Genomic DNA, 24324 nt, shown 5'->3' on the forward strand with positions numbered 1-24324 from the left:
ATAGCGAACAGCGGGAATGGGCCGATAAACAGCTAAATCCAAGCTTTTCACCCCGCCATCACCTGCATACCCGAGACTCGGCAAATGTTGGTCCAGCTGGAGTTACCTATCAAGCCAAGCTGCCTCCGTCATTGAAAAAAATCATCGCGAGCGACCCGTCCGAAATTGCCTAAGTCTTCGTCGACGTCGATGAACATGGTATTCACCATCCGCGCGCTCTTCAGGTCGGCCATTGTTCTGAAAAAAAGGGTTCGCAGAGATGGACCTCATAACGCTCACCATCATGAACCGAGCCGAATCCCCAACTGCCCTGAAGGGTCCCAAATTGCAACCCATATCCTTCAACACGCGTACTATCGCCGCAAACATCACAAAGGACGTCACTGACGCATTCGAACTGTTCCGCCGCTGTGATTTTCATTGAGAGGCTCCTTTGGGTCCAGTGAATCAGCTTGCTGCAGCGAGCCTGCGACCCGCCAGCATCACTCCGGTAACCGCCTGTACGGTCAGGCGTCGCCAACGCCTGGCACAGGCGGACCACAATGAGCCCGGATCCCGCCCTATCTCGCCATGCGTACCTTTCGGCATGGCCTGTTGTACGGTCGGCAGATCGAGTTAATGGCGGACGCCATTTTGTGCAGCATTTGCGGCGCAGATAAGACCGCACTTGGGGCAGTGCTGATCGGCGACAGACGATCCAAGCTATCCGTTCTGGACGAACTAGCAAATTGCATGTGCGCGATGCGCGCCACTGATGCCATGGCGCTGACGTGGGCGTCTTTAGCACTCCTTCAAGGCTTGCTCCAGTCAGCGACCCCTCCTTCAAACAAGACGCATCGAAGAGCAGTAAATTTGTTGCTTTGCTGCAGCCAAGGTGTGGCGGCAGTCTCTTTGAGAGTAGGTATGGCCCGAGGCCGTCTTAAAGTCGTAACCCATGACTCGCTCGTCCTGATCATAGACCCTAACGAGCTCTATGAGCATCTCCATCGTCCAATTACCGGATCCATTCAGCCGCGATGGCAACACCACCTGAACTGCCTCAATCAGTGTTCCTTCAGCGCGTTTCACTAGCATCTGCTCGAACTCATCCTCCGTTGGAATCAAGAGCATCGTCCTCCATGCGGCTGCCTTCTGGCGGCGGTTAATCATCACGTAAAACCAAGGGCGATGATCATCGAGCTCGACGAATCGCCACATCTGGGAGTCGTCTCCAAACAGCGCTGGATACATGATTTCAGCGCGCTTGTACGTAATAAACATCAGCACACCCTCTTTTAAGCTGTATATAGCATAGCTCCAGAAGCACTAAAAAGGCTTCATCGTTCCTTTTGCGAGACAGCAAATGGAACTGAATGAAGCGCTTGGTTTGGTGATCAGGAATCTACGTATTTCGAAGGATATGCCTCAGGAAGGGCTTGGGCCTAGTCAGAGCTATATCAGTGCGATCGAGCGCGGCAAATGGAAACCATCGATTGAAAAGGTTGAGCAGATTGCTGAGATCATTGGCATTCATCCCCTAACGCTTCTGTTCCTGGCTTATCAAAGGCAAACACCCGAACTAAAACCCGAAGACTTACTGAAAAAAATCCATCGAGAAATCACGAGCTTGAAGGGTTGCCTGAGACTTGAGTAGGTTCGACATGGAATCGAATCGGCAACCGATCCCAAAAAGCATTTGATCGCAACGTCGCCAGTTGCTCTGCTGCCCGGCGCGCGGGCTTTCTTGCTCGCAATCAACAGCGAGCATGAATTCAGTCGCGAATAGCCACTGCATGAATTCGAGTGATAGACCTCGCCCATCGCAACAAACATCGATGACACGTGCTTAGCGTGACGCAAGCCTTGAAGAGTCACGCCTCCACTGATCCGGCAAGGCTACTCCCCAAGGGACCTTCGGCAGGCGTTCCATGCTGTTCCGGAGGGCCTGTGCACATGCGATGTCTAACCCTTCGAGGGCGCCTGAGATAGCGACACGCCGACCATCTGCTCTTGATATGGGAAGTGTTCGGTACCGCCGTTCTGAATGGTAAGGTGTGATGTCGGCCATTTTGCCGCAGGGAACAGGGTATTGAACGGAACATTCTTTCCCGATTGCGGCGGGTGCTCCAGCAGGCAGATCTGCCCAAGGGACGCTCTGACGCCTACGAACACTTTTCACCGTAACAGTGATCCTACTGTCGGGCTAAATACCTCTAGCTTCCGCAAACGGCCAGAAGCGGACGGTACAACCCGGATTGCGACTTCAACACAGTTCCTGCCAGAATGTCGTTCGGCTCGACCTGCATCGCGTCTAGCGCCTTTAAACGTTGGGGGCGGGTGTTAGCCGGAAACGAACCGAGGTCAGCCAACTGTTGCCGACGCTAGAGCGCAAATACGTTGGTAAGAGTTCGCGTCGCTCGATCCTGCAAGCATCCCACAACGAGGTGACATGGGATGGTCGGCGTATCCAGTGTGAACAAGCTCGCCCGGTTTGAGGTGAGCAGTACGATCGGATCAACCACAATGTTGCAGATACAGAAGCCGCGCACTCTTATCGAGTGCGCAGAAATAACGGGCAAAACAGGCGCAGCAGCCCCAGCCGGTAGCTCAGCGTTATGGCCGTTGCTACGGCGGCGACCGGCAACAGGGTGAGCCAGACCAGCACCGCCATCGACGGATGGTCAGCCTTGAAGCAGCACACAGCCGATACCATCAGCGCCAGCCAGCCCAGGCTGCGTAGATAGTCCGGCGCAACCTCGTCGGCGCTGAACACCTGGCGCCAGTGCGCCGGCAGGGACAACGCCAACCAACTGGTCGCCAAGCCCATGCTGGCGGCGGCACCCAGCAACCACAGACCTGCATTACTCATAGGCCACCCCACCGATGCGAGTCCGGTCCGCGACCTCAACCGTAAGCGTCCGCCCAACTCACCTTGCGTAAGTTAGGCAGGCACCCACTGATGTGGCAGCAGCTGCCCGATCTCACTGGCCCTCTGTGTTGGCAACCGAGTCAGCACATCTTTGAGATAGGCATACGGATCATGCCCATTCATACGCGCCGACTGGATCAGGCTCATGATTGCCGCAGCCCGTTTACCACTGCGTAGCGACCCGGCAAACAGCCAGTTCGAGCGCCCGAGTGCCCAGGGCCGTATCTGGTTCTCGACTTGATTGTTGTCGATCGGCACAGCTCCATCGTCCAGGTAGCGCGTCAGCGCTACCCAGCGTTTCAGGCTGTAGTCGAGGGCTTTGGCCGTGGCTGATCCGTTGGGCACCAGGTCGCGCTGGGCCAACATCCAGTCATGCAGTTTTTTGAGGATCGGTACCGCCAGTTCCTGACGTATTCGCCACCGATCTTCATCACTCATTTCCCGCGCTTGGCGTTCGACTTCGTACAAGCCGCTGATCGAGTGCAGCGCTTGTTCGGCCAGCTGACTTTTGTTCGCCACGTGCAGATCGAAAAACTTGCGACGGGCGTGAGCCATGCAGCCGATTTCAGTGATGCCTTGCTCAAATCCGGCCTTGTAGCCAGCGAAGTCATCGCAAACCAGCTTACCGTTCCAGTCGCCCAGGAAGTTGCGTGCATGTTGTCCGGCACGGCTTGGGCTGAAGTCGTAAACCACCGCGTTGAGCGCCGAAAACGGCGTCGTGCTGTAGGCCCAGACGTAGGCCCGGTGGGTTTTCTTCTCGCCTGGCGCAAGCATTTGCACCGGTGTTTCATCGGCGTGAATCACACGCTGGTTCAACACCGCCTCACGCAGAGCATCAACTAGCGGTTGAAGTCTCACGCCAGTTTCTCCGACCCATTGCGCCAAGGTCGAGCGCGCAATTGCCAGTCCGGCGCGACCAAAGATTTTCTCCTGCCGGTACAGCGGCAAGTGATCGGCAAACTTGGCCACCATCACGTGGGCCAGTAGGCCTGCGGTCGGTATACCTTTGTCGATAACCTGCGCCGGCACCGGCGCCTGGATCAGGGTTTCGCACTGGCGACAGGCCCATTTGCCCCGCACATGTTGCTCGACGGTAAACACGCCCGGCGTGTAATCCAGCTTCTCGCTGACGTCTTCGCCGATGCGTTGAAGTTGACAGCCACAGGCGCACTGGGTGTTTTCGGGTTCGTGACGAATCACCGTGCGTGGAAACTGTGGCGGCAATGGCGCACGTTTCGGCGATTGCCGTGGTTCGACCTGTGGCGCAGCGGGAAGAAGCTGTTTCAGCTCGGCCTCGATAGCCTCAAGGTCGGTGTCGAGCAGGTCATCCAGCAAGCTGCTTTGCGCCGGGCTGATTTGTTCGCTGCGCTTGGCGAACTTGTGCCGTTTGAGCAGGGCGATTTCGAACATGAACTGTTCGATGAGGATTTCATCGTTCTGAATCTTCCTGCTCATCGCCTCGACCTGGGACTGCAACTGCAACGCCTGTGCCGCCAAGGCACGAAGCTGTTCCGGGGTCATCTGGTCGAGGCTGGGCGAGAAAGTCATGCCGCCAATTGTGCCAGAGCAGGCACGGGGCGACGACAAGCAGACCGGCCAAATGGCCGGCGTTTACAGCACGCTAATCACACCGCCTGCACCGACGCGCTGCCACGGCAGGCCCAGCACCAATGCCTGGAGTTGTTCGCTGTCGAGTTCGACCTCGCCGCCGTGGCGAATGCCGGGCCAATGGAACTTGCCTTGGTTCAGTCGTCTCGCTGCGAGCCAGACGCCGACGCCATCGTGCACCAGCACTTTCATTCGATTAGCCCGGCGATTGGCGAACAGATAAGCGCAGTGCGGCTTCGCCGCACCGAACACCGCAATCACCCGGGCTAATGCCGTCTCGGTGCCAGCGCGCATGTCCATCGGCTCGGTGGCCAGCCAGATGGCATCGATGCGGATCATTGAGCGACAGCCCGAATAAATTGCGCACAACCCTCGGGATCCGAGGCTGGCCATTTCACCGTAATCACTTGCCCGGCCACGGGCAACTCGATGATCACTGACGTTTCGACTGACCGTTTAGGTGGGGCTTTTAGCGGGACGAAAGCCGGTAGTGAAGCCGCTGCGGGCTGATCTCGATAGAGCGGCAGCCATTTGCGGATGACGTTGGCATTGATGCCGTGGCTGATGGCGACACTGGACACGGTTGCGCCAGGTTGCAGGCATTCCTGAACGACCTGGGCTTTGAATGGTTTGGGATAAGAGCTTCGTTGGCGCATGGAAATCCTGGCGATAAGGGTGATCGCGTCCGCTTAAAAATACGCGGACACCATCGCCCTTAATGCTGGAGTTCGGAAGGTGAGTTCGCCGGACGCTTACCCTCAACCGGCCTTGCCAGACGACGCGCGGTGAGTAGCGCTATCAGCGCGCAGGCCAACAGGCTCAGATCGACGCCGGCCACGGCCCAGTAGGGTTCAAGCAGCATCCTTTTGACCAGGTGGTCCCCCGTGGTGATCCAGTTGAGCAGCACCGCAGCGACGCAGAGCAGCGCCAGGCCGGATTGTGCCGCGCCTGGGCCACTGGTGCACTACGCAACAGCGCATGCAGCAAACTCAGCAGCCAGGCACCCCAGAACACCCACTTTTCCCATTCGCCACGGCCAGGCATGGGCTCAGGCAGCAGCCGGTTGGCCGCCAGCATGGCGACCGCTGCCAGCAGCATGCCGGTAACCGTGGTGACTGCCATGGCGTCAACCAACCGACAGCCCTGCAGCCCGAGTCGGGCGTGCTCCTGCTTGCGTATCTCGACGAAGAACACAAAACCGCTGGCGATGCACACACAGCCGAGCAGACCGCCCGCCACGTACAGCCAGCGCAGCGCCCAGTGTTCGAAGTGCTGCAGGTGCAAGCCGGTGAGAAATTGATTGACGGAACCAACCGGGTCACTCGGCGGGTCGTTGCGCAGTAGCTCGCCGGTACTGGCCTTGAAGTGAATGCCCTCCCCGACCAGCGCCACACGATCACTGCCGGCGCGGTAGATGCTGACGTAGCCGTTGGCGTCATTTAGATGCTCGATAGTCAGCAGCCCGACCTCTCCCGGCATATCGCGCGTAGCCCAGATGCGCTTGGCCTCGGCCACCATGGCATTGGCGGAGGCCATCTTCGCGGGCACACCGGCCTCATCATGGGGCAAGCCGGTATGCGCCGCCTCGATCACCTCATGCCGATTATGCAGCGGTTTGAGCAAGGTCCCGGAGACCGGGAAGTAGTACATCGACGCGAAGATCACCAACCGGTGAAGGCAAAAAAGAAGTGGAACGGCAACGCCACCACGCCAGTCATGTTATGCAGGTCCAGCGCGCTGCGCTGGGTCCGCTTGCGCGGACGGAAGGTGAAAAACTCCTTGAAGATCTTACGATTGATCATCCGCTGGGTCCTTTGGCTGGTTGGGGATACCAAACTCGCCACCAATGCTCAGCACGGGATCTCGGTGGGTGGTGTAGGCATAGAGCGAGACCATGGGCATGGTTTCCGGCGCCGGCAGGTCGCCGATTACCCGCCCTTTGGTTGCCGCCATATCCACCGGATGCGGTTTGAGATCGGCAAATACCTGTTTCAGCAGGTTGTTGTAGGACGGCATAGGCTGCGGCTCGAAGCGCGTATCGGGGATCGCCCAACGATCGATCTCGCGGTCGAACACCGACAGTGCACCGAAAAAGAAGACGACCATCAGCACGAAGCCCAGCACCAAACCGAACCAGGTGTGTACCCAGGCCATGGATTGGCGAAAGTTGTTCAGCATGGCTCTGCTCCTATCCGATGATCATGCGCTGCAGCTGCCAGGCAACAGCCAGCATCAAGACGCTGCCGAGCGCCAGTACCATCGAGACCCGCCACAGACTGGCTGCGGAAACAGCGCGAGATACAGGACGAAGGCCAGCATCATCATCGCCTGCTCGGCGGCATGGTAATCGACCCCAACCCCATTCAGCGCCGCCACGCCCTAGACGAATGCATAGCAGCCGAAGATCGCGGCCAGAACACGAGATACCACCACAACAGGAGCCATTACTGACAGGCTCACCAGCTGTAGCTCAGCTTGGCGGTGAGTTCTCGGCCCGGATTGTAGTAATCCGCAGTTCCGGAGCCCACGACATGCTGCTCATCCAAAAGATTACTGACATTGACCGCCAGATCCGTGTCCTTGGCAATCTGGTAATTGAAGGCTGCATCAAACAAGGTCGTCGCCTCGCTCTCGCCGGTGTCATTGAAATACCTTGAACTGAACCGTCAGCCCAAGCGAAAGAGCAGGATTGCGCTGTTCTGGAAATCCAGCCAAGCTCTTCTGAGGAAACGAATAGCTGCGGAGTCGTGGGTATGCCGTTCTCTCCAAAGCAGCCATCGCTTAGCACCCAAGCATGCAAAAAGATCAGCATAGACGCTCGCAGGTATGACGCAGGAGGGGCAAGGCGCAAATATATAAACTGCTTTATATCAATAATATACAGGTCTTATGTCCTGATTTTCCTTAATCTCGGCATAATCCTTACATTAACTAGCAGGAAATTAAATGTTAAAAGCCCTGCGTGCATCTAGCATGTGGAGTTTTTCTCCTTGCAGCCAGCCGGCAACGATAGGCATGCGCATTTAATAGCTCATTGTGAGTATCCGAATAGACGCTTGCCAAGGACACCATCTTGAACATACGAATGTTCTTGAAGTTGAAGATGGCGATCTAGCAACGGAAAATCTTTCCTAGGGAAACCCCCTAAAAAACGGTACAAGGTTTCATAGCCTGCCCTGTTGATATATGGAAAAATCGCTGCCTTATGCAGGTCTCTTGGGATCAGCATCCCGCCCCTTCTTTTCTCACACAGTTTAGTAAATATCAAAAACCTTGAGTAGGGGATAATCTCCAGTAGTGATGCGGTTAAGACCAAACTACCAAATCTACTTGATGGATCGGCCGTGGACGCCCCCAATAATATACTCTGCTCAAAAGAGCTTGCGTCGGGTGCTCGTGCATCTTTCCTCGTTTGCAAGTGGATTCTAGCGATTCCGCCTCTACTACCACGAAAGGGACATTGAAGGAAAATATTGAATAGCCTATAAAATAAATCGTGCAATGTAGGTTGTTGATTGTCTCTACTGATCAGAGCATGCTCAATCTTTGTGAAGGTACTTGAGCAAAAACGAAAGAATAGAGTTTCCTCTATGGAGGCATTGTTTGATATCGAATTGCAGCTTTGGACAAACGCATCCCATGCCCTTGAGTAACGCGGTGTATCAACTAGTCTCACCAACTCTCGATCATGGGCAGCGCAGACACAAGAATAAATGTAACACCAGTCCTTCCGCCATATAGGCAAACGACCATTCGCCACATCATCGCGTAAGCAATCAGGGCAAAAAAAACGGCGATACCTCCATTCGACTAATTTATCGCCTCGAAGGCAAAAAAAATTTCGTAATAGTTCAGGGGTAATGTCCCCGGCTACACAACTTAATCGCTGGCTGGCGGATAAGAATTCTGAGTCTGGGTCCGAATATTTGATCTCCACACCCTCCCACCAATACGCTGGGCGTTCTGTTGATGATAATCGAGGGAAGCCAGCGGCGTTTGGATTAATGCTGCATCGAAACAACCAAGATGAAAGTGTTTCTTCAGAACTTGGTGTTGGCAAGCCAGAGAAACTCACTACTAATAGCCCCAAGGATTCTTGTTTGCTCGCCGCAGCATATCAACATCCACCTTCTCCCCCCCCATTTTTATGGCATAACAGGCAGCCGCCCTTATCAATTCGAGTGTTTTGTCCATGCGCCCATTCGACATAGATAAAATAGTGCCTACCATCTCCTCAGAGTACAAATGTGATGGCTGTTTTAGCGGTAGGGACTCCTCTACCTCCAAGAGGAATGACCTGAACTCCTCACTCTCTATCCAGTCATCAAGAGCAACTTCGTGAAAACGTCTCTTAAATTCATAATTGGATTTAAGTGCGTTGCGCGCACTAGCAGTGCCAAAGCAAAATAGTTTCAATCCATATTCAGGGCCGAGCAGCTTTTTAAGAATAGACATGTTAAAACGCTGCTCTTGCTTCGAGCGTAGCAGTGCATCATGAAACTCGTCGATCACCAGCCCCCAAATTTGCCTCAGCCTAATAACCTCTCTAATCTCGCTTGGCAGGTCAGAGCTACTTCGGCGACTTGAGCCAGAGCCAACTGGTATTCCGAGCGCTAAAGCTATCTCATCTTTAAGGCTTTTTTTGGTATCTATTTCTGGGGATGCAGCCAAGGAGACAAAAATCAACCCTGCACTCCTTTTTACATGGTTTGGAATCTTAGATATTATAGCCGTCTTTCCAGAGCCACCTGGGCCAACCACAAGCAAAGCAGGCGCACTCATACGATCTGGTACATCCGCGATATTATTCATCATGCGAAAAACAGCTGCACTAGAGTTATTGTTCACCCATATTTCTTGATGAATTAAGGCTATTCGCGTATCAATATTAGAAGACAAATATTTTCTGATGTCCGACCGGACGTGCTCATCACTCATGACTCATCCCCAGGTCGAAATTTTTTTGGAGAGGCTGAATAATTTGGCTTGATATGTTCCCTGTCAGCGTTAAAGCTACTACTTCTAGGATTTGGATTTGCCTCAGTATAGACTTTTTCAGCGGCCTCTCGGCGTCTTTCCTTCTGCGTTAACTTTTTACTTTCCTCTTCAATTTTTTGCTTCCCTCTGTAGGCTTTTAACCCGCCATCACTATCTATGGCTCCGATGCGGACTGGGTGACGATAGAGCTTGCCGGCACGATATTCCTCATAGGTAGGAGCCTCAACGGTTACGTCAGACAGGTGTATTGGGCAAAATTGGCCATCCAATTTCACCCATACAACATTCATATCGTACGGGTCATATTTGACTATGACATTTCTAGTCCCCACATGAGACCCCAATATAGGATCCCAATAAACTTGGCCATGCAAATTAATGCCACCAGGATTAATTTTTCGGTCTTCTTGAGGCATGAACCAAATCTTTAATTGCTCGGAATTCAAGCCTGCCGGGGGGTAAGGAAGCCCTCCGTTGGGCGCGAAATAGTTTGTCCACGCTTGTCGCGGGCTACACTTTAATGCGCTATGAACTGTTGAGTGATAGACAACTACTTCGCGAGAGAACCAGCGAAAAAAATCAGAGAAGGTCATGGTTGCATTTCTTTCGCTGTTAAGTCCTCTGCGCGCAACAGAATTTGACATTGTAGTCCCCGGCAAGAAATGCACCTTAGTAGTCATGAACGTGCCTATCAGCCGTTCAACATGACCGCCAAAATGTTTTCTTCCTACAGGTCGGTATTCGGGGGAAATCCCAAAAGATTCACACCCTACTTTAAATTTTGGGCTGGTGAACTCTGCGGCATTGTCCATATGAAGGACTTCAGGCTTTCCATAGTAGGGGTAGTCTTCTGGATCCAAGCCAACACTTGCCGAAAAGTTTACTTTAGGAAGGACAGAATGACTAAGAGCGCAAGCCACTGAAACAGTAGACGGGACGTAAAGGCTAAGATAGTAACCAAGAATAACCCTGGTATAGACATCAATTACAATTGTCAGCCACGGGCGTCCAATAATATTTATGCGATCATCAGCCAACAGAATTATATCGACGAGGGTGTGATCCATCTGTACCCATTGCAGCGGCCTTTCAAGATTTTTTTTACCCGGGCGAGCTGAAAATTCTTGCGTCGCGGCATCAGGACCTTCTTTAATTCTCATTCTTGTTTTTTCTGAGAGGATTAAGCGTACACGCCTCAATACCGTATCTTTGGAAGGGCATGAAAAACCTTGCTCCTTACATGCAACATCCACCTCGCTCCACACTTTGCTGTAGCTGGCTCCTTTCGACTTGAATTTTTTAGCAGCCTTGAAAATTATGACCTCAACCGACTCATCCAGTCTCGTAACGCCTTTCTTGACACCCCGTGTCTGCGCAATTAAAGATAGTGGGCCTACGTCAGCGTCAAAAATTTTAGCCAAACGATAGAAGTAACTCTTTGATACACCCAGTAAAGAACAGTACTTAGTGACTACCCCTCCCTCAACCTTCCACTTTCTGATAATTTCAAAACGCTCAGCTGCCAATGAAAGTTGATCAACGGTGTAATCATTGACATTCAAACCCTCCCCATGATCACTACCATTAATTGCCGTAACACTAGGGATTCGCTGAATGTCGCGCGCCGACACCAGTATTACTTCACCAGAGTCGACAATTGTTACCCTTATCGTTTTGTCACTAAATACCTGTTTGACTTTCGCAACTTTTCCCTTGGCGACAATGAGTTCCCCAGGGGTTAGCTGATTTGCCATGGATGTACTCTCCACAACGCTAATCTAGGCGAAGTCTGCCGAGCGGCGACTTACATCAGTCTCTATCAACGATCGAAATTGGCTGCCGAACACGATACGACGTCACGTTCAAAAAATAGACTATTGCTAGCTTTTCTGCCGCGTCAGTCTATTTTTTAAAAGTTAATCAAGGTATGTGATTGATTATTAGAGATAAATGATATTCTTTTTTTTGATCGGGCATCACATAAGGTACTGATTCGACAAACCCGCTTCTGACGTCCAACCTCTCAACGGGCCATGTCCTTCGTGTTCATGGCGAGTCCTTGAATGAGGTGGCTGCCGATGAAGCTGATTCAGTGCCGTTTCTCTTCAGGTCAGCGTGTGCCGCTGCTCGTGCAAGCTGGTAATGCGGCGCCGTTGCCCATACTCGTTCCGTTCATCTACGTCCAACTCAAACTCAGGCACCGCGCTTACAATACTGCTGCGGCGCATCTGCGAGCGATCCAGGCTTTCTATAGCTATGCCAAAAGCCGAGATCTGGATATCGATGAGGCCATCTTGGCCTGCCACTTCGAGGCGATTCTGGCTTTGCTGGACGGTTACGCCATCTGGCTCCAAAGCGGCCGTCAAGCCGACAACCTGGTCGCCCGAATGGGCCAAGCTGAAACGGCACCTTTTCCGCAGATCGATCCGCGTACCCGTGACCAGTACCTGCGGTTGCTGAAGCAGTACCTGTCCTGGTGCGTTACCCGTTACATTCCGCGCGCCCGTCAGAACTCAACCACCCTGGCTAACATTGAAGTTGTATTTGCAGATGTCGCCGACGTCATTGAGCGGCGGTTTGAGAGCCATATCATCAATGCTCGGCCAGACCGCACTCGTTACCGAAGCCTGACAGATACACAACTCCAGATCATTCGCACACTGATTCGCCCGGGCGATGCAGAGAATCCGTTTCCGGAGCGACTGCAGTTGCGCAATTGGCTAATGATTGAATTGCTGCTGGAGACTGGTATCCGTCGCGGAGAGCTTCTGAAACTCTACACCACGGATATCAATCAGGGCTCTCAGCACGCCTATGTCAGCATCAATGATCGCGAACATGATCCCGGGGACCCACGTGCTGAAGAGCCCGCGCTGAAAACACACGGACGGACAGTAGGTATTTCCGCGCAGTTGTATGAGGTCTACGAGCGTTATATCCAGGGCGAGCGACGTCCCCTGCGTGACGGCAACCCGATGAAATTGCCGTACCGCTATGACGAGTCTGCGGTTGGTCTGACACCTCGACTATGCCACGCCGTTATGCAAGTCGTTATCTAGCCGAGTCGGCCAACATCCACAACGCCCAGCGTGCCTCGGCAGCCTGGAGTCGATTTGACAGTTAAGGAGGTTCGCCGTGACTAAATCAGCCGATCAAGAACACGCTTCACCCTCCTCCTCTTTTCCGGCCTACGTGTTCGAGGGCCCAGCACAGGTCGCGATTCGAGCTAGGACTAATGACCAGCCAAGGTACGTCGATACTCGGTTGAGCGTCTGGACGTGGTACGACGGTGGTATGGCAATGAATATTGATTGGTCTGGCCTAAAGCTGAATTCAGAATTTATCGAAATAGCCAAATCATTTATGGTCCATACGTTAGAGAAATACTCCCCTTCAACTGCATATAGGGCCGCGAGAATGCTCCATCGGGTTTCGGAAAGTGATATTTCCTTGAAATTCCCTTGGGCAGCCAATGAAATTATCAGCGCATTCAACAGTTGGAACTGCTCTAGAGAGTATGTAGTCGTCTTTCGTACGCTTTATCGCTGGGCAAGGGATAGAGGAATCACAGGATTCAGCAACGATATTTATCTAAGGATCAAGGATTTCAAAACCGAACGCTCAGCCCCCTACTCTCGAATTTTTCTCTCTCAGTCCGGCTTGGAGCTCGATGAGGAAATTCGCCTGCTCAAGCGTATAGAGCGGAAGGTTCCTTCAGATAATTGGGTGGATGCTCAGTTCAATATGATGCTTCACCTGAGTTTTGAATTGGGGCCGCGTTCGATTCAATTTCATTCGCTGGAGATTGCGGATTTTGAGGTGCCCCGATCGGGTGGTTCGTTAGGCCGAGTGGGCCCAGGCTAGCTAGGCGAAACGAGTTAGGTAGCTGAACGCATTAATATTCCGATGCGCTAGCCTCATCCTAACCCTTAGTAATTTAACTTCACATTGCCAGACTGCTTTAATGAGAAGTCGGATTGCTCAAAGCATCAATGAAGTCATCCCGATTTGAAAAATTATGGGTATTCAGCAGTGAGATCCTTAATGCTGTGTGCACTGCGATTGTGCACATGCGTATCGCCGTTAATTCAGCAGAGGAATAATTTTCCTTGTACTCATTCCTCAAAAAATAAGATTTCGCGATGCTTTCCTTGATAATTTTCCGCTCAGAAGGATCAGCACTTACCAAGTCAGAAATTCGCTGCGAGATCAGTGAGCCTGCATACTCAAAACTATGTCGTAGATATACGGACTCAGCAGCAACCAATGTATAGCGAAGTCTATCCGCCGTGCCTGCCAGCGTACTTCCTTTGCTAAACAGTATTACGCCAGACCTAACCGACCTAGAGAAACTATTAAGCCCGGACAAATCGATCAAGCCGCTAGCCGCAGATAGTTCATTTAATGCCATATTTTTCAAACCAGACTCCGAAAGCTTCCATGACCCTCGGAACATCTCGCTGAGGCCCTCATGCCTCATAAAGCCATTTTTGACAAAGGCAAATACATTCTTTACCGGCAGAAACTCTGAGCCCTTTAACGCCATTGGGCACCTTGAATCAGAAATGGGAGCCGTCGGAGAAAAAAATCTGAGTATATCGACAGCATCATATGCCATCGCGTAACCACTTTCAGTGATAACCGAATGATGAGCCTCAATATTAATTTCAACCGCGGCAAGGCCTTGGACGCTTTTCCTAAGCGTTTGAATATGAGCTTTAAAGCTGTCAAGCTCTTGTCCTAGCGGTAGCGCTATGCCCCCTTCGATCGAATCAAAAATATCTCCTGTTATAGGAGTTATAATGACTGGGCCGAACTGAAATGCAGTCTCGATTTCAAAATGTGCTATTGGGTAGTAAACATCCAATGAGCCTATCTCGTTTTCAGCCTCGCCTCGAACGAAATCGTAGTAAGAGCATTTCTCCTCTACTCTCCATGATTTCCTAGCCCATGAGAAAAATAATGCACTTAAAAACTCAATCCCAATTTTTTGCCGTGCCCAGTTTTCGGTACCGAGAATAGCTAAAACCTCTCGCAACTGACCCAACCTCTGTTCGATCAGACCATAATGACCTTCAGAGTCCCTGATGAACAATATGATCTGATTTCCATCTTCGTCTGATGAATATATGAAGAGATCTGCGCCTGAGCCATCATCAAAAATATGCAGTGCAGGCCGTTGACTGTTAAATTCTTTATCGCTACTTTGGGGGAGCAAATGCTTTTTAATTGAAGAGTAAATATCCATGACTATGGCATCCACCCGATCCCTGATAGACCCTTCAGGCGTTTTCCCCTCTGACTCCGACTTACGGGAATCAACCTCTGAATATCTCAAGCGCTGTTGTGACTCTAGGCCTTCAAGCTCAAGCAAGTCTGCCGCGTGGTAGTCCTCTAATCGCAATTTCAGCCACTCGTTTAGCTTTCTGATTTGAGCTAAATAGTCTGCGACCAGATCACGAATATCAATGTAATCACCAGCCTGTTCAATATAAGCTTTAGCTGGCGCCGTCCAGGACTTGTAATCCAGCAAGTCTGAGGTTGGAATTTGCACGCCAACCTTCAACTCAAACACATCATTCCCAGTATTTACAAAACTTTTGTATATCTGAGAATTTGGCAGCCCTCTGTGTACGATATAGTTTCTCATATCCTGAACGAACTTGCATGTCGGTGATTTGGCTACGGTATTAGAAATCTGACTAATAATCTCGGCATGAACGCTTTCATCACCATAGCGCTCCTTCATCATAACCCGAGTATGATCAACCAGAGTCATTGCTGACGCGACAAAATTATGAAGGTGTCGCTTAAACTCCCTATGCGCTTGATCACCTGCCTCACGACTCGCTCCATCCAACAAAGCAGCCCCTACATCGGGATCATGCAATCGCTCAGTTGCAGCCAGCAGTTCTTCACCGTTAATGTATAAAATATTTAACGAGAACGTCCTTCGTTTCTGATCATTCTTAAATCGCATCCCGCGAGAGCCGTAGAGTGCCCTAAGATCATCCGGCAAGCTTTCCATGTCTTTTTCACGCATAAATAATTGCAAGCTCCACTTTGGTTATGCACTTTTGTGCAGGAATGGATCAATATATTTATTGACTCAAATTCCAGCGCCGAACTTGACGCAGCACTCCAGCACTCTTTGCAAATCTCACAAATACTATAACCCGATTTATCGACAACTAAAACTCTAAGCCCATCAGCTGCTTATGAACATCTGACATCGCCCACTTGTTAAATTGTGTGTCATGCCAGGTTACTGGCCAATCTCCCGCCACCCCCAGGCTAATCGGACACGATGCTTTTGGCCTCAAGAAATGCTTCCAGCCCAAAGACTCCAAACTCCCGACCGACACCGGACTGCTTTACCCCGCCGAACGGCGCCAGTAGCTCTGGCGAAATTCTGTTGATCAACACCGAGCCGGCCTGCAGTTGGGTTGCCAGGCGTTGGGCACGTTCCAGTTGCCGGGAAAACACATAAGCTTGCAAACCGTAGATACTGGCATTGGCAATAGCGATCGCTTGTTCTTGCGAGTCATACGCAATGATCGATAGCACCGGGCCGAAAATCTCCTCTTGCGCGATGTCCATGTCACTGCTGACCTCGGCAAAGACCGTAGGCCTGACGAAATAGCCCTTATCCAAGCCGGTTGGTCTGCCCTCCCCGCCGATAATCAACGTCGCGCCTTGCGCCTGCCCGCGGCGGATGAAAGCTTGTACGCGGTCGAATTGGGCGCGATTGACCAGCGGCCCGAGCGCAGTGGCCGGATCCTGCGGATTGCCGACGACCATCGCTCCAACCAGGCTTTTGACGCGGTTGATAATGTCCTCGGCATGCGTGCGTGGCACCAGCAGACGTGTGCCGGCGACACATGCCTGACCGTTGTTCATGAACGCAGCATTCAGAGCCAGGGGAATGGCGATGTCGAGATCGGCGTCATCCAGGATGATAGAGGCCGACTTCCCCGTGAGCGACAGACTCACTCGCTTCATGGTCTCGATTCCGGCGCGTGCAATGAGCTTTCCGGTGGCGGTGGACCCGGTGAATGAAACTTTCGCGATGAGTGGGCTGGCGCTGATTTCGTCACCCACATCACTGCCGCGTCCCAACAGAATGTTGAAAACCCCTTTGGGCAACTCTGCGCGATGCAACGCTTGGGCGAGCACGGTGCTCTGCAAGGGGCTCAACTCGCTCGGTTTGATGACCGAGGCACAGCCAGCCGCAATGGCCGATGCCAGTTTGCTGCATATCGTCCCGGCGGTGCTGTTCCAGGGGGTAAACAGCGCCGCGACTCCTACCGGCTCCATCACCACGGTAGCGTCACCGACCGAACGACTCAGGTCGAAGTGTTTCAACACCTGCGCCGCATTGGTAAATGACTGCGAGGCGTAGCGACTGACCCATTGCGCACGGGCAAACGGCGCACCGTACTCTTCGATGGCGGTATCGCGAATTTCATTCGTGCTCGCCAGCACGGCAGCCTGCAACTGCTCGAGCATGTCGATACGCTCGGCCTTGGAGGTGCGGCCCATCGCGACTTGAGCACGCGAAGCCGCCGCGATAGCGCGCTTGGCATCTTCACGATCAGCCAGGGTGAGCGTACCGATGACCTCCTCGGTAGCCGGATTGATGCATTGCACCGTTTCATTGCCCTGAACGGGAACGAATGCTCCATCAATGTAACTGTGATTGATCTTCCACATCGTGGCGTACCTGATTGATTGCGGTTGCCCGCGATAAGCACAACGCCCGGTATGCCCAGGCGTTGGCCTCGTCGTCGCCCCACCCTCTCCTGCTTTTCAGCCGGGCATCGGCTCACGTGCGCCCCTCCGGATGACGGGCGCGGAAATCTGCAGCCTCCCGAATGGGCCCACTTTGGAAAGGTTACTTACGAAACACGGAGGGTGATGATCAGAGCGATGTCTCCCACTGCCGCTTCGCCCTTGGCGTGTTACTTCGCCGTGGCGGCTTTTTCGATTAGGCGGGCAACCGGTTCCGGGTTCGATACCATCACGACATGTGAAGCGCCCTTGACCACTTCCACGGCTTTGGCAGCGGCGCGCTTGGCCATGAACGCCATGGCTTGTGGTGGAATGTTCTTGTCCTTGTCGCCGTAGATGTACCAGGACGGAATATGCTTCCAGGCAGGGCTGCCGGACGCTTCGTTGAGCGCCGCTTCCGTTACCGGACGTTGGGTGGCGGCCATCAATGCCGCCTCTTTCGCGGGGACGTCCGCGGCGAACTGGTTGTGAAATTTGTCCTGCTGGATGTACAAGTCCTTGCCCCCATCGGCCAGTGGTACAGGCGCAGCCAGCGTTGGGCCCAGCGTGCTGCCTGGGAATTTGCCGGCCAGCCCGGCGACGGTTTCCCCGGCCTCAGGTGCAAACGCACTGACGTAAACCAGGGCTTTGACGTTGACATGATCGTTGGCCGCATCACTGATAACGTTGCCGCCATAGGAGTGGCCGACCAACACCACCGGCGAATGAATGCTCGTCAGCAATGCCGAGATTGCCGAACCATCGCTCTTTACACCGCGCAATGGGTTGGCAGCGGCAACCACCGGGTAACCGTCCTTCTCGAGAATCTTCACGACGCCATTCCAACTCGACGCATCGGCAAAGGCGCCATGTACGAGCACAATCGTGGGTTTTTCAGTTTGCGACCAGGCGTGTGTCGCCATGCTCAGGCTGACGGCGACGGCCAGTGCGGTTAATACTTTTTTCATTGCTAACTCCGGGGTTGACGGGAATCAGGGGGCGAAGCGAGTGAAGACAAAGTCGTGATTCCGCACTCGCGCCTGGTGACAGGCGAAGCAGGTTTCGTGTTGGGCTTCATCGGCCGGTTTACCGTTGATAAACCGCCCGAATCCCCAACCACCGGTTGCTGCATATTTTTTCGAGTCCTTGACCATCACCTGCACGGTCGTGGCCGGCCCCGGGATGGACGCCGGCTCGAATTCCGGGGACTGCACATGTTTCCAGGCCAGCTTTACCAGCACCGTGCCATCGGGGAATGGCAGCGTTGAGTCCTGATAAGCCTTGATGGCCGAGTCATTGCCCAGCACGGCTCGCAGTTCATTCAGGGGGGCTGCTTCCTGCGCCGGCGCAATCAGCGGCCATAGGCGGTAGTTTTCAGGCAATTTCACGCCATAGATCGGTGAGGCGTCGCCAGTACTGGCGTCGCCCGAGGCAACACCGGTAGCGGTCAACGCTGCGATTGCAATGGCAGCCGACATCGCGGCAAGAAATTTCAGCTTCATCATCGCCATCCTCTCAGCCGGTGTTCAAAGATGATCGGCATCGATCACCGCCTGGGCGAAGGCTTTCGGCGCTTCCTGCGGCAAGTTGTGACCAACACCGCCGGTGAGCAATCGGTACTCATACTTGCCAGTGAAGCGCTTGGCGTACGCTTCGGCAGGTGGGTGCGGTGCGCCGTTCGCATCACCTTCCAGGGTGATGGTGGGCACGCTGATGGATGGAAATACCGCGAGTTTCTTCTCCAGCGCGTCGTATCTGGCCTCGCCCTTGACCAACCCCAGGCGCCAGCGATAGTTGAAAATCGACACGGCCACGTGATCAGGGTTTTGCAAGGACGCCGCGCTGCGCTCATAAGTGGCGTCGTCGAAATTCCACTGTGGCGACGCCAGCTTCCAGATGAGCTTGGCGAAGTCATGGGTGTTTTTCTCGTAGCCCAGGCGCCCGCGCTCGGTCGCAAAGTAGAACTGGTACCACCACTGTAGTTCGGCGGCTGGCGGCAATGGCGCCTTGCCCGCCTCTTGGCTGCCTATCAGGTAACCGCTCACAGCGACCAGGGCTTTCACTCTTTCCGGCCACAGTGCGGCAACGATATCTGCAGTGCGGGCGCCCCAGTCAAACCCACCCAGCACCGCCGTCTTGATCTTCAGCGCGTCCATAAAGTCGATCAGGTCAGTCGCCAGCGCAGCAGGTTGACCATTGCGAACTGTCTTGGCCGAGAGAAAATGCGTATCGCCATAACCCCGCGCAGAAGGGATCAACACTCGATATCCCTTGTCCGCCAAAGCAGGAGCGACATCAGCGTATGCGTTGATATCGTAGGGCCAGCCGTGCAACAAAATGACCACAGGGCCATCGGCTGGGCCGAGTTCCGCGTAAGAAATGTCCAGCAGCCCCGCTTTCACATGCTTAAGAGCACCGAGAGAGGTGTGGGCTCCCGGCGTGATAGCCCCAATGGTGGACGCGGGTACATCAGCCGCGCTGGCTTGGGAAAAACCGACAACCACCGCTGCGAATTGCAGCGCCGCTGCTGCCAACAGCGATGGGGCAAGACCCCGCAGGCGGCTGGATTTATTTTGGTTGTTCAGCAAGGTCATCTCCATGGTGCTTCTCCGTAGCGAGCCGCCGAATAGCGGCCCGGTTGTGTTGACTGGATTGTGTGTGAGCTACTGGGCTGTCTTCGTTGCGCTCAGCTTGGCGCGCAGCGGCCGGAAGGCCTCCCGCAACTCTTCGCTGAACAATTGAGGTTGCTCCCAGGAAGCGAAGTGGCCGCCCTTGTTAACCTGGCTGTAGTAGGAAAGTGATGGGTAAGCGCGTTGCGCCCAGCTTTTTGGCGCCTGATAGATCTCGTGCGGGAAGACCGTGATCGCCACCGGCACCTTGATGCTTGCGGTGTTCTGCGCGGCAGCGCTGAAATTGTTGTTGTTGTTTTCCCAGTAGAAACGCGATGACGATGCGCCTGCGTTCGTCAGCCAGTACAGGCTGATATCGTCCAGCATCTCGTCACGGGTCAATACCCGTTCAGGCTGACCATCACTGTCCGTCCACGCGGCGATTTTTTCGTACATCCACGCCGCAGTACCGGTAGGCGAATCGGCCAGCAGGTAACCGATAGTCTGCGGGCGCGTAACCATCATCGCGCCGTATGCTGCATTGCGGCCGAAGAAGGTGCTCAAGGAATCAAACGCCTTGCGTTCAGGCTCAGTGAGCCCGACAGGGGCCGGGTCACCACTATTGATCGGCTTGACCAATTCGGGCGGGATGGTGGCCGGCATGTTCAAGTGAATGCCCAACAGACCCGGCGGATTCAGGCGGCCTAATGCATCCGATATCACCGAACCGTGATCTCCGCCCTGGGAAACATAGTGGGTATAACCCAGACGCTTGATGAGCACATCCCAAGCCTTCGCGACTCGATCCGGCCCCCAGCCCAATTCAGTTGGCTTACCGGAAAAACCGTGTCCCGGAATCGATGGAATGATCACGTCGAACGAATCTTCAACCTTACCGCCGTAAGCAACGGGATCCGTCAGCGGGCCGATAGTCTTCAGGAACTCAAACTGTGAGCCTGGCCATCCGTGTGTCAGAAGCAGCGGCATCGCGTTGGGGTTTCGCGAGCGAACATGGATGAATTGAATATCGACGCCGTCGATAGTCGTGATGAATTCAGGCAGTGCATTGAGCTTTGCTTCGGCCTTGCGCCAGTCATAGCCGCTGCCCCAATACTTCACCAGCGCCTGGACCTGAGCCAACTGCACGCCTTGGGAAACGTCATTGACGGTCTCTTTGTCCGGCCAGCGGGTCGCCGCAATGCGCTTTTTCAGATCGGTCAATTGAGCTTCATCGACGTGAATTCGATAAGGTCGAATCGATTCGGGATTGGTCGAGGCCGAGCTGGCAACTGACGCATCGGCGGCCGGGCCAGCAGCCCAGGCACCCCCGCTGCCGGCTATCAGGGCCAACCCCAAAACGCCCATTCTCACGGAAGAAGCCAGACAATGGCGCCAGGTGAAACCGAACGTAGCTGCAGGCATTTTGAATTTCCTATAAGTCATTGGTCGACAACGTCGCGAAACGCGCAGAGATAGCCGCGAGTTAAATGAGTCATCCATTGGAGAAGGTTTGCGCCTTCTCGATGGGTTCATTTAAAGCCCCGCAGGTATCCCGTATGTGTCATCAACCGACTTAAAAGAATCGCTGTGTATCTATCCAAAGCGCAGATACAAAACAATACAAACCGACCACTCGCTCATCAGAAAAACCAATGCCCCGACTTGTCGGGGCATTGGTTTTTCTGGGATGTGGAAAACATAAGGGCTTTTCAGCCCATCAAGCCCGGCAAAGGGCATCGAGACCGCGTCGATTGCCAGGCGGCATGACTACCCAAGGAACGGGCAGATACCCCGCTCAACATTCGTAAAGCGCTAAGAGTCACTAAACGTTAGCCGAAGAAAATCCAGTGCGCGCGGTCGATGAACTCGATCTGGGCGTACTGGGTTTTGAGGGTATCGATCCTGCCACAACCGGTCGTCCGGTCTACAACCGATCCGCTGCGCCAGGCGCTCGACAGAGATAGCTCTGGAGTCTTTCCAGTCGCATATGACCGATCACAATCGACCTGCCGAACGCCCCTCAGTCGTAACAGTGACAGCACCGGACAAGGCAATTACAATTTGATTAACATCCAGCGATTGAGTGATTGAATACCCCATGGAAAGCAAGACTGCGCGCCTCACTGTGCTCATCGATCCCATCAAGAAAAAGGCGTTCGAGGAGCTCTGTGCAGCACAGGATTTGACGCCTTCGCAGGTGGTCCGTCAGTTGGTTCGTGACTACCTGGACACCCACGGTGCCAGCTATTCGACCAAAAGCAAGTACGCCACCAGCAACAAGTCATAACCGAACACGGGCAGTTAGCCTCTAGGGGTCGATGTGTCCTCCACGAGACTGACAGCTTTCGCCAGCGCGGTGTTGAAGTCGGTGTGGTAATGCTCCGCGCCGATTTCTTGCAAGATGCCCACCCTATTGAGCTTGTTGAGTACCTTCGTATTCGCCTCGCAGAGTTTCACCACGATATGCCGCTTGTGCAGTTGCTGGATGACTTCTTCCAACACCTGTAAGCCCGTGATATCCATAAACGGTACGCGCTTCAAACGGATAATCAGCAGGCGCGGGTCGGTATGAGTCTGTGCAAGGACACGCTCGAACGTCTCGGCCGCCCCAAAGAACAGCGGCCCCTCAATCGTATAGATCAATACCCCCGGCGGCAGTTGAGCATGACCATTAGCTTTCAGCTCTTCTTCAAGCTCGTACTCGACGACCTGTTGCACCTCCACGGATGAGGCCATGCGGCGTATGAAGTGCAGCATCGCCAGAATGACGCCGATATTCACGGCGATCACCAAATCACTGAACACGGTGAGGCCGAAGGTGATGAGCAGGATCGATACGTCCGCGCGCGGGGCTCGCTGGACCATGCGCTTGAAATGCTTTAGCTCGCTCATGTTGTACGCGACCACAAAAAGTATCGCGGCCAGTGCGCACAGCGGGATGTTTGAGGCCAGAGGGGCCAGAAACAGAATAATCAGCACCAAGGTGACTGCGTGCGTAATGCCGGCCAGCGGGCTTGTGCCGCCGTTACGGATATTGGTGGCCGTGCGGGCAATGGCCCCGGTAGCGGCGAAGCCGCCGAACAAAGGCGTGACCAGATTGGCCACCCCCTGACCGATCAGCTCCTGATTGGAGTCGTGCTTGGTACCTGCCATGCCATCGGCCACCGTCGCGGACAACAGTGATTCGATTGCCCCAAGCATGGCGATAGTGAACGCCGGACCAATCAGATCGATGACCCGCGACAGCGTGATTTCAGGCAGGCTCAACGCTGGCAAACCTTGAGGTATGCCACCAAATGCACTGCCAATCGTGGCGACCCCGTCGAAGTGAAAGGTGGACTGGATCGCTGTCGCGACCGCCATGGCGATCAGTGGGCCAGGCACTTGTTTGAGACCGGGAATTCTGGGCGCAGTGATGACCAGTAAAAGGCTGAGTACCGCCAGCAGGGTCGTGGCCATATGAAGATTCGGCAGGGCCTGGAGCAGATGCCAGAGCTTTTCATGGAAGTGCTCTCCTCCGACCTTCGGTAATCCGAAAAAGTCTCTCCACTGCCCGACCCAGATGATCACGCCGATGCCCGCAGTGAATCCGACGATCACCGGGTCGGGGATAAACTTGATGATTGCACCGAGCCGGGCCATCCCCAGCAGTAACAACATGGCCCCCGCCATCATCGTGGCGATCTGCAGGCCGTCAACACCATGCTCGGCCGTGACGCCCGCAAGAATCACGATGAACGCACCTGTCGGCCCGGCAATCTGCAAGCGGCTTCCGCCAAAGAGCGAAACCAGCAGGCCACCGATGATGGCGGTGTAGATGCCTTGCTCAGGTTTGACGCCAGATGCAATGGCAAACGCCATGGCCAGCGGGAGTGCCACGATCCCGACGATCACGCCAGACATCACATTGCGAAGCCAGTGTCCTCGTCTCAACAACCCCGCCTTCCATGCCTCACCTATCGCAATCATGGCTAGCTCCTCAGTGGATGCATGTGCATAATATTAACATCCAGTGATAATTGAAATCCCCTGGCGCCACTGCTTCGTGCGGCTGGAGATGTCTAGGGTGGAAGCTCAGAGGGAGCTGAGCGAGCATGCACTGCCAATAGAGAATTTTTGAAAACGCGCGTAGCGTGGTGACAGACATGAATCGTCAAGCTGTGAAAACCAAACATGCCGAAGGCGTGACCTTCGACACGCATGTGATCGCAAACCCAACCAACCCCAAGGAGTGGATTGTGTTCTTCAAGAAGGACGCCGGGAGAAGTTATTTTTTGGTTGATGACAACGAGGAGGTCGAGTCTTTCGGGCATCTGGATGACTTGGTCGCAGAACTTCGCGACTTGGGCCTCAAGGCGGCTGAAATCCACTTTTAACCCTGGGTACTTCATGCAGCCAACACGCCGTCCCTGTTCCAAGCCTTTCAAAGCC

At 53.9% G+C, this 24324-nt stretch carries 21 protein-coding genes and 3 pseudogenes; 5 read left to right on the forward strand and 19 right to left on the reverse strand.

The genetic code is table 11. The annotated features are described in order from the left end of the window. Window positions 1–128 precede the first annotated feature (128 nt). A pseudogene (locus P2T68_RS18245) lies at window positions 129–421 on the reverse strand (hypothetical protein). A gap of 401 nt (window positions 422–822) precedes the next feature. Continuing rightward, window positions 823–1260: a hypothetical protein gene (locus P2T68_RS18250; protein WP_023628983.1), complete on the reverse strand. Its 438-nt coding sequence runs from the start codon at window positions 1258–1260 to the stop codon at window positions 823–825. An 82-nt stretch (window positions 1261–1342) separates the two neighbouring features. On the opposite strand from P2T68_RS18250, the gene P2T68_RS18255 reads away from it, so the two are divergent. Then, complete coding sequence (locus P2T68_RS18255) at window positions 1343–1633, forward strand: helix-turn-helix transcriptional regulator (protein WP_023628984.1); 291 nt, start codon at window positions 1343–1345, stop codon at window positions 1631–1633. 897 nt (window positions 1634–2530) lie between these two features. Here the strand turns inward: P2T68_RS18255 and P2T68_RS18260 are convergent. The 10 genes and pseudogenes from P2T68_RS18260 to P2T68_RS18305 form a co-directional block, all read right to left on the reverse strand. After that, a complete protein-coding gene (locus tag P2T68_RS18260; protein WP_024075430.1) occupies window positions 2531–2848 on the reverse strand; it encodes a DUF3325 family protein in 318 nt (105 codons plus the stop codon). Window positions 2849–2920: 72 nt separating this feature from the next. Continuing rightward, window positions 2921–4456 (reverse strand): IS66 family transposase, encoded by a 1536-nt coding sequence (locus P2T68_RS18265; RefSeq protein WP_033902866.1) that lies wholly within the window; start codon window positions 4454–4456, stop codon window positions 2921–2923. Window positions 4457–4519: 63 nt separating this feature from the next. Then, complete coding sequence (gene tnpB, locus P2T68_RS18270) at window positions 4520–4855, reverse strand: IS66 family insertion sequence element accessory protein TnpB (protein WP_033902865.1); 336 nt, start codon at window positions 4853–4855, stop codon at window positions 4520–4522. Then, window positions 4852–5172, reverse strand: a complete 321-nt coding sequence (locus P2T68_RS18275) for a transposase (protein ID WP_071576116.1) — start codon at window positions 5170–5172, stop codon at window positions 4852–4854. The genes tnpB and P2T68_RS18275 overlap by 4 nt, the downstream gene beginning before the upstream one ends. A 163-nt stretch (window positions 5173–5335) precedes the next feature. Continuing rightward, on the reverse strand, window positions 5336–6166 hold the full coding sequence (locus tag P2T68_RS18280) for a PepSY-associated TM helix domain-containing protein (protein WP_196448527.1): 831 nt from the start codon (window positions 6164–6166) through the stop codon (window positions 5336–5338). A 38-nt stretch (window positions 6167–6204) separates the two neighbouring features. Beyond that, window positions 6205–6312, reverse strand: a pseudogene (locus P2T68_RS18285) (PepSY-associated TM helix domain-containing protein); the annotation flags it as partial. Further along, the gene (locus P2T68_RS18290; protein ID WP_090515957.1) at window positions 6305–6694 is read right to left on the reverse strand and encodes a PepSY-associated TM helix domain-containing protein; all 390 of its coding nucleotides are present in this window, start codon (window positions 6692–6694) and stop codon (window positions 6305–6307) included. The gene P2T68_RS18290 and the pseudogene P2T68_RS18285, both read right to left, overlap by 8 nt. Before the next feature lie 278 nt (window positions 6695–6972). Further along, window positions 6973–7149, reverse strand: a pseudogene (locus P2T68_RS18295) (TonB-dependent receptor); the annotation flags it as partial. Window positions 7150–8593: 1444 nt separating this feature from the next. After that, a complete protein-coding gene (locus P2T68_RS18300) occupies window positions 8594–9454 on the reverse strand; it encodes a TniB family NTP-binding protein (RefSeq protein ID WP_024075431.1) in 861 nt (286 codons plus the stop codon). Further along, entirely contained in the window at window positions 9451–11268 is a 1818-nt protein-coding gene (locus tag P2T68_RS18305; protein WP_024075432.1) for a Mu transposase C-terminal domain-containing protein, read from the reverse strand. The genes P2T68_RS18300 and P2T68_RS18305 overlap by 4 nt, the downstream gene beginning before the upstream one ends. 324 nt (window positions 11269–11592) lie before the next feature. On the opposite strand from P2T68_RS18305, the gene P2T68_RS18310 reads away from it, so the two are divergent. Together P2T68_RS18310 and P2T68_RS18315 are read left to right on the forward strand one after the other, a co-directional pair. Further along, window positions 11593–12573: a site-specific integrase gene (locus tag P2T68_RS18310; RefSeq protein ID WP_277377965.1), complete on the forward strand. Its 981-nt coding sequence runs from the start codon at window positions 11593–11595 to the stop codon at window positions 12571–12573. Between the two features lie 76 nt (window positions 12574–12649). Further along, window positions 12650–13378, forward strand: a complete 729-nt coding sequence (locus P2T68_RS18315; protein WP_277377967.1) for a hypothetical protein — start codon at window positions 12650–12652, stop codon at window positions 13376–13378. A 97-nt stretch (window positions 13379–13475) separates the two neighbouring features. Here the strand turns inward: P2T68_RS18315 and P2T68_RS18320 are convergent, their stop codons facing one another. From P2T68_RS18320 to P2T68_RS18345, 6 genes are all read right to left on the reverse strand, one after another. Then, window positions 13476–15557, reverse strand: a complete 2082-nt coding sequence (locus tag P2T68_RS18320) for a hypothetical protein (protein ID WP_277377969.1) — start codon at window positions 15555–15557, stop codon at window positions 13476–13478. Window positions 15558–15808: 251 nt separating this feature from the next. Continuing rightward, entirely contained in the window at window positions 15809–17227 is a 1419-nt protein-coding gene (locus P2T68_RS18325) for an aldehyde dehydrogenase family protein (protein ID WP_277377970.1), read from the reverse strand. A gap of 248 nt (window positions 17228–17475) precedes the next feature. Next, entirely contained in the window at window positions 17476–18252 is a 777-nt protein-coding gene (locus tag P2T68_RS18330) for an alpha/beta hydrolase (RefSeq protein ID WP_024075434.1), read from the reverse strand. Window positions 18253–18276: 24 nt separating this feature from the next. Continuing rightward, window positions 18277–18786, reverse strand: a complete 510-nt coding sequence (locus P2T68_RS18335; protein ID WP_024075435.1) for a cytochrome P460 family protein — start codon at window positions 18784–18786, stop codon at window positions 18277–18279. 24 nt (window positions 18787–18810) lie between these two features. Further along, window positions 18811–19884: an alpha/beta hydrolase gene (locus P2T68_RS18340; protein WP_024075436.1), complete on the reverse strand. Its 1074-nt coding sequence runs from the start codon at window positions 19882–19884 to the stop codon at window positions 18811–18813. A gap of 63 nt (window positions 19885–19947) precedes the next feature. After that, complete coding sequence (locus P2T68_RS18345; RefSeq protein ID WP_024075437.1) at window positions 19948–21315, reverse strand: epoxide hydrolase family protein; 1368 nt, start codon at window positions 21313–21315, stop codon at window positions 19948–19950. 676 nt (window positions 21316–21991) lie between these two features. Between P2T68_RS18345 and P2T68_RS18350 the strand changes: the two genes are divergently transcribed. Continuing rightward, window positions 21992–22180, forward strand: coding sequence for a ribbon-helix-helix domain-containing protein (locus P2T68_RS18350; RefSeq protein ID WP_024075438.1), 189 nt, complete (start codon window positions 21992–21994; stop codon window positions 22178–22180). Window positions 22181–22194: 14 nt separating this feature from the next. On the opposite strand, the gene P2T68_RS18355 is transcribed toward P2T68_RS18350, so the two are convergent. Continuing rightward, window positions 22195–23862: a SulP family inorganic anion transporter gene (locus P2T68_RS18355; RefSeq protein ID WP_277377971.1), complete on the reverse strand. Its 1668-nt coding sequence runs from the start codon at window positions 23860–23862 to the stop codon at window positions 22195–22197. Between the two features lie 176 nt (window positions 23863–24038). Between P2T68_RS18355 and P2T68_RS18360 the strand changes: the two genes are divergently transcribed. Continuing rightward, on the forward strand, window positions 24039–24269 hold the full coding sequence (locus tag P2T68_RS18360; protein ID WP_041160937.1) for a hypothetical protein: 231 nt from the start codon (window positions 24039–24041) through the stop codon (window positions 24267–24269). The last annotated feature ends 55 nt before the right edge of the window (window positions 24270–24324 follow it).

This window comes from Pseudomonas sp. G11 (genome assembly GCF_029457515.1).
Taxonomy (GTDB): Bacteria; Pseudomonadota; Gammaproteobacteria; order Pseudomonadales; family Pseudomonadaceae; genus Aquipseudomonas; species Aquipseudomonas gorinensis.

Bases quoted from the DNA above. Each gene is read 5' to 3' on its own strand.
- P2T68_RS18250 (WP_023628983.1), bottom strand. From the start codon at position 1,260: ATGTTTATTACGTACAAGCGCGCTGAAATCATGTATCCAGCGCTGTTT.
- P2T68_RS18255 (WP_023628984.1), top strand. From the start codon at position 1,343: ATGGAACTGAATGAAGCGCTTGGTTTGGTGATCAGGAATCTACGTATT.
- P2T68_RS18260 (WP_024075430.1), bottom strand. From the start codon at position 2,848: ATGAGTAATGCAGGTCTGTGGTTGCTGGGTGCCGCCGCCAGCATGGGC.
- P2T68_RS18265 (WP_033902866.1), bottom strand. From the start codon at position 4,456: ATGACTTTCTCGCCCAGCCTCGACCAGATGACCCCGGAACAGCTTCGT.
- tnpB (WP_033902865.1), bottom strand. From the start codon at position 4,855: ATGATCCGCATCGATGCCATCTGGCTGGCCACCGAGCCGATGGACATG.
- P2T68_RS18275 (WP_071576116.1), bottom strand. From the start codon at position 5,172: ATGCGCCAACGAAGCTCTTATCCCAAACCATTCAAAGCCCAGGTCGTT.
- P2T68_RS18280 (WP_196448527.1), bottom strand. From the start codon at position 6,166: ATGTACTACTTCCCGGTCTCCGGGACCTTGCTCAAACCGCTGCATAAT.
- P2T68_RS18290 (WP_090515957.1), bottom strand. From the start codon at position 6,694: ATGCTGAACAACTTTCGCCAATCCATGGCCTGGGTACACACCTGGTTC.
- P2T68_RS18300 (WP_024075431.1), bottom strand. From the start codon at position 9,454: ATGAGTGATGAGCACGTCCGGTCGGACATCAGAAAATATTTGTCTTCT.
- P2T68_RS18305 (WP_024075432.1), bottom strand. From the start codon at position 11,268: ATGGCAAATCAGCTAACCCCTGGGGAACTCATTGTCGCCAAGGGAAAA.
- P2T68_RS18310 (WP_277377965.1), top strand. From the start codon at position 11,593: ATGAAGCTGATTCAGTGCCGTTTCTCTTCAGGTCAGCGTGTGCCGCTG.
- P2T68_RS18320 (WP_277377969.1), bottom strand. From the start codon at position 15,557: ATGCGTGAAAAAGACATGGAAAGCTTGCCGGATGATCTTAGGGCACTC.
- P2T68_RS18325 (WP_277377970.1), bottom strand. From the start codon at position 17,227: ATGTGGAAGATCAATCACAGTTACATTGATGGAGCATTCGTTCCCGTT.
- P2T68_RS18330 (WP_024075434.1), bottom strand. From the start codon at position 18,252: ATGAAAAAAGTATTAACCGCACTGGCCGTCGCCGTCAGCCTGAGCATG.
- P2T68_RS18335 (WP_024075435.1), bottom strand. From the start codon at position 18,786: ATGAAGCTGAAATTTCTTGCCGCGATGTCGGCTGCCATTGCAATCGCA.
- P2T68_RS18340 (WP_024075436.1), bottom strand. From the start codon at position 19,884: ATGGAGATGACCTTGCTGAACAACCAAAATAAATCCAGCCGCCTGCGG.
- P2T68_RS18345 (WP_024075437.1), bottom strand. From the start codon at position 21,315: ATGCCTGCAGCTACGTTCGGTTTCACCTGGCGCCATTGTCTGGCTTCT.
- P2T68_RS18350 (WP_024075438.1), top strand. From the start codon at position 21,992: ATGGAAAGCAAGACTGCGCGCCTCACTGTGCTCATCGATCCCATCAAG.
- P2T68_RS18355 (WP_277377971.1), bottom strand. From the start codon at position 23,862: ATGATTGCGATAGGTGAGGCATGGAAGGCGGGGTTGTTGAGACGAGGA.
- P2T68_RS18360 (WP_041160937.1), top strand. From the start codon at position 24,039: ATGAATCGTCAAGCTGTGAAAACCAAACATGCCGAAGGCGTGACCTTC.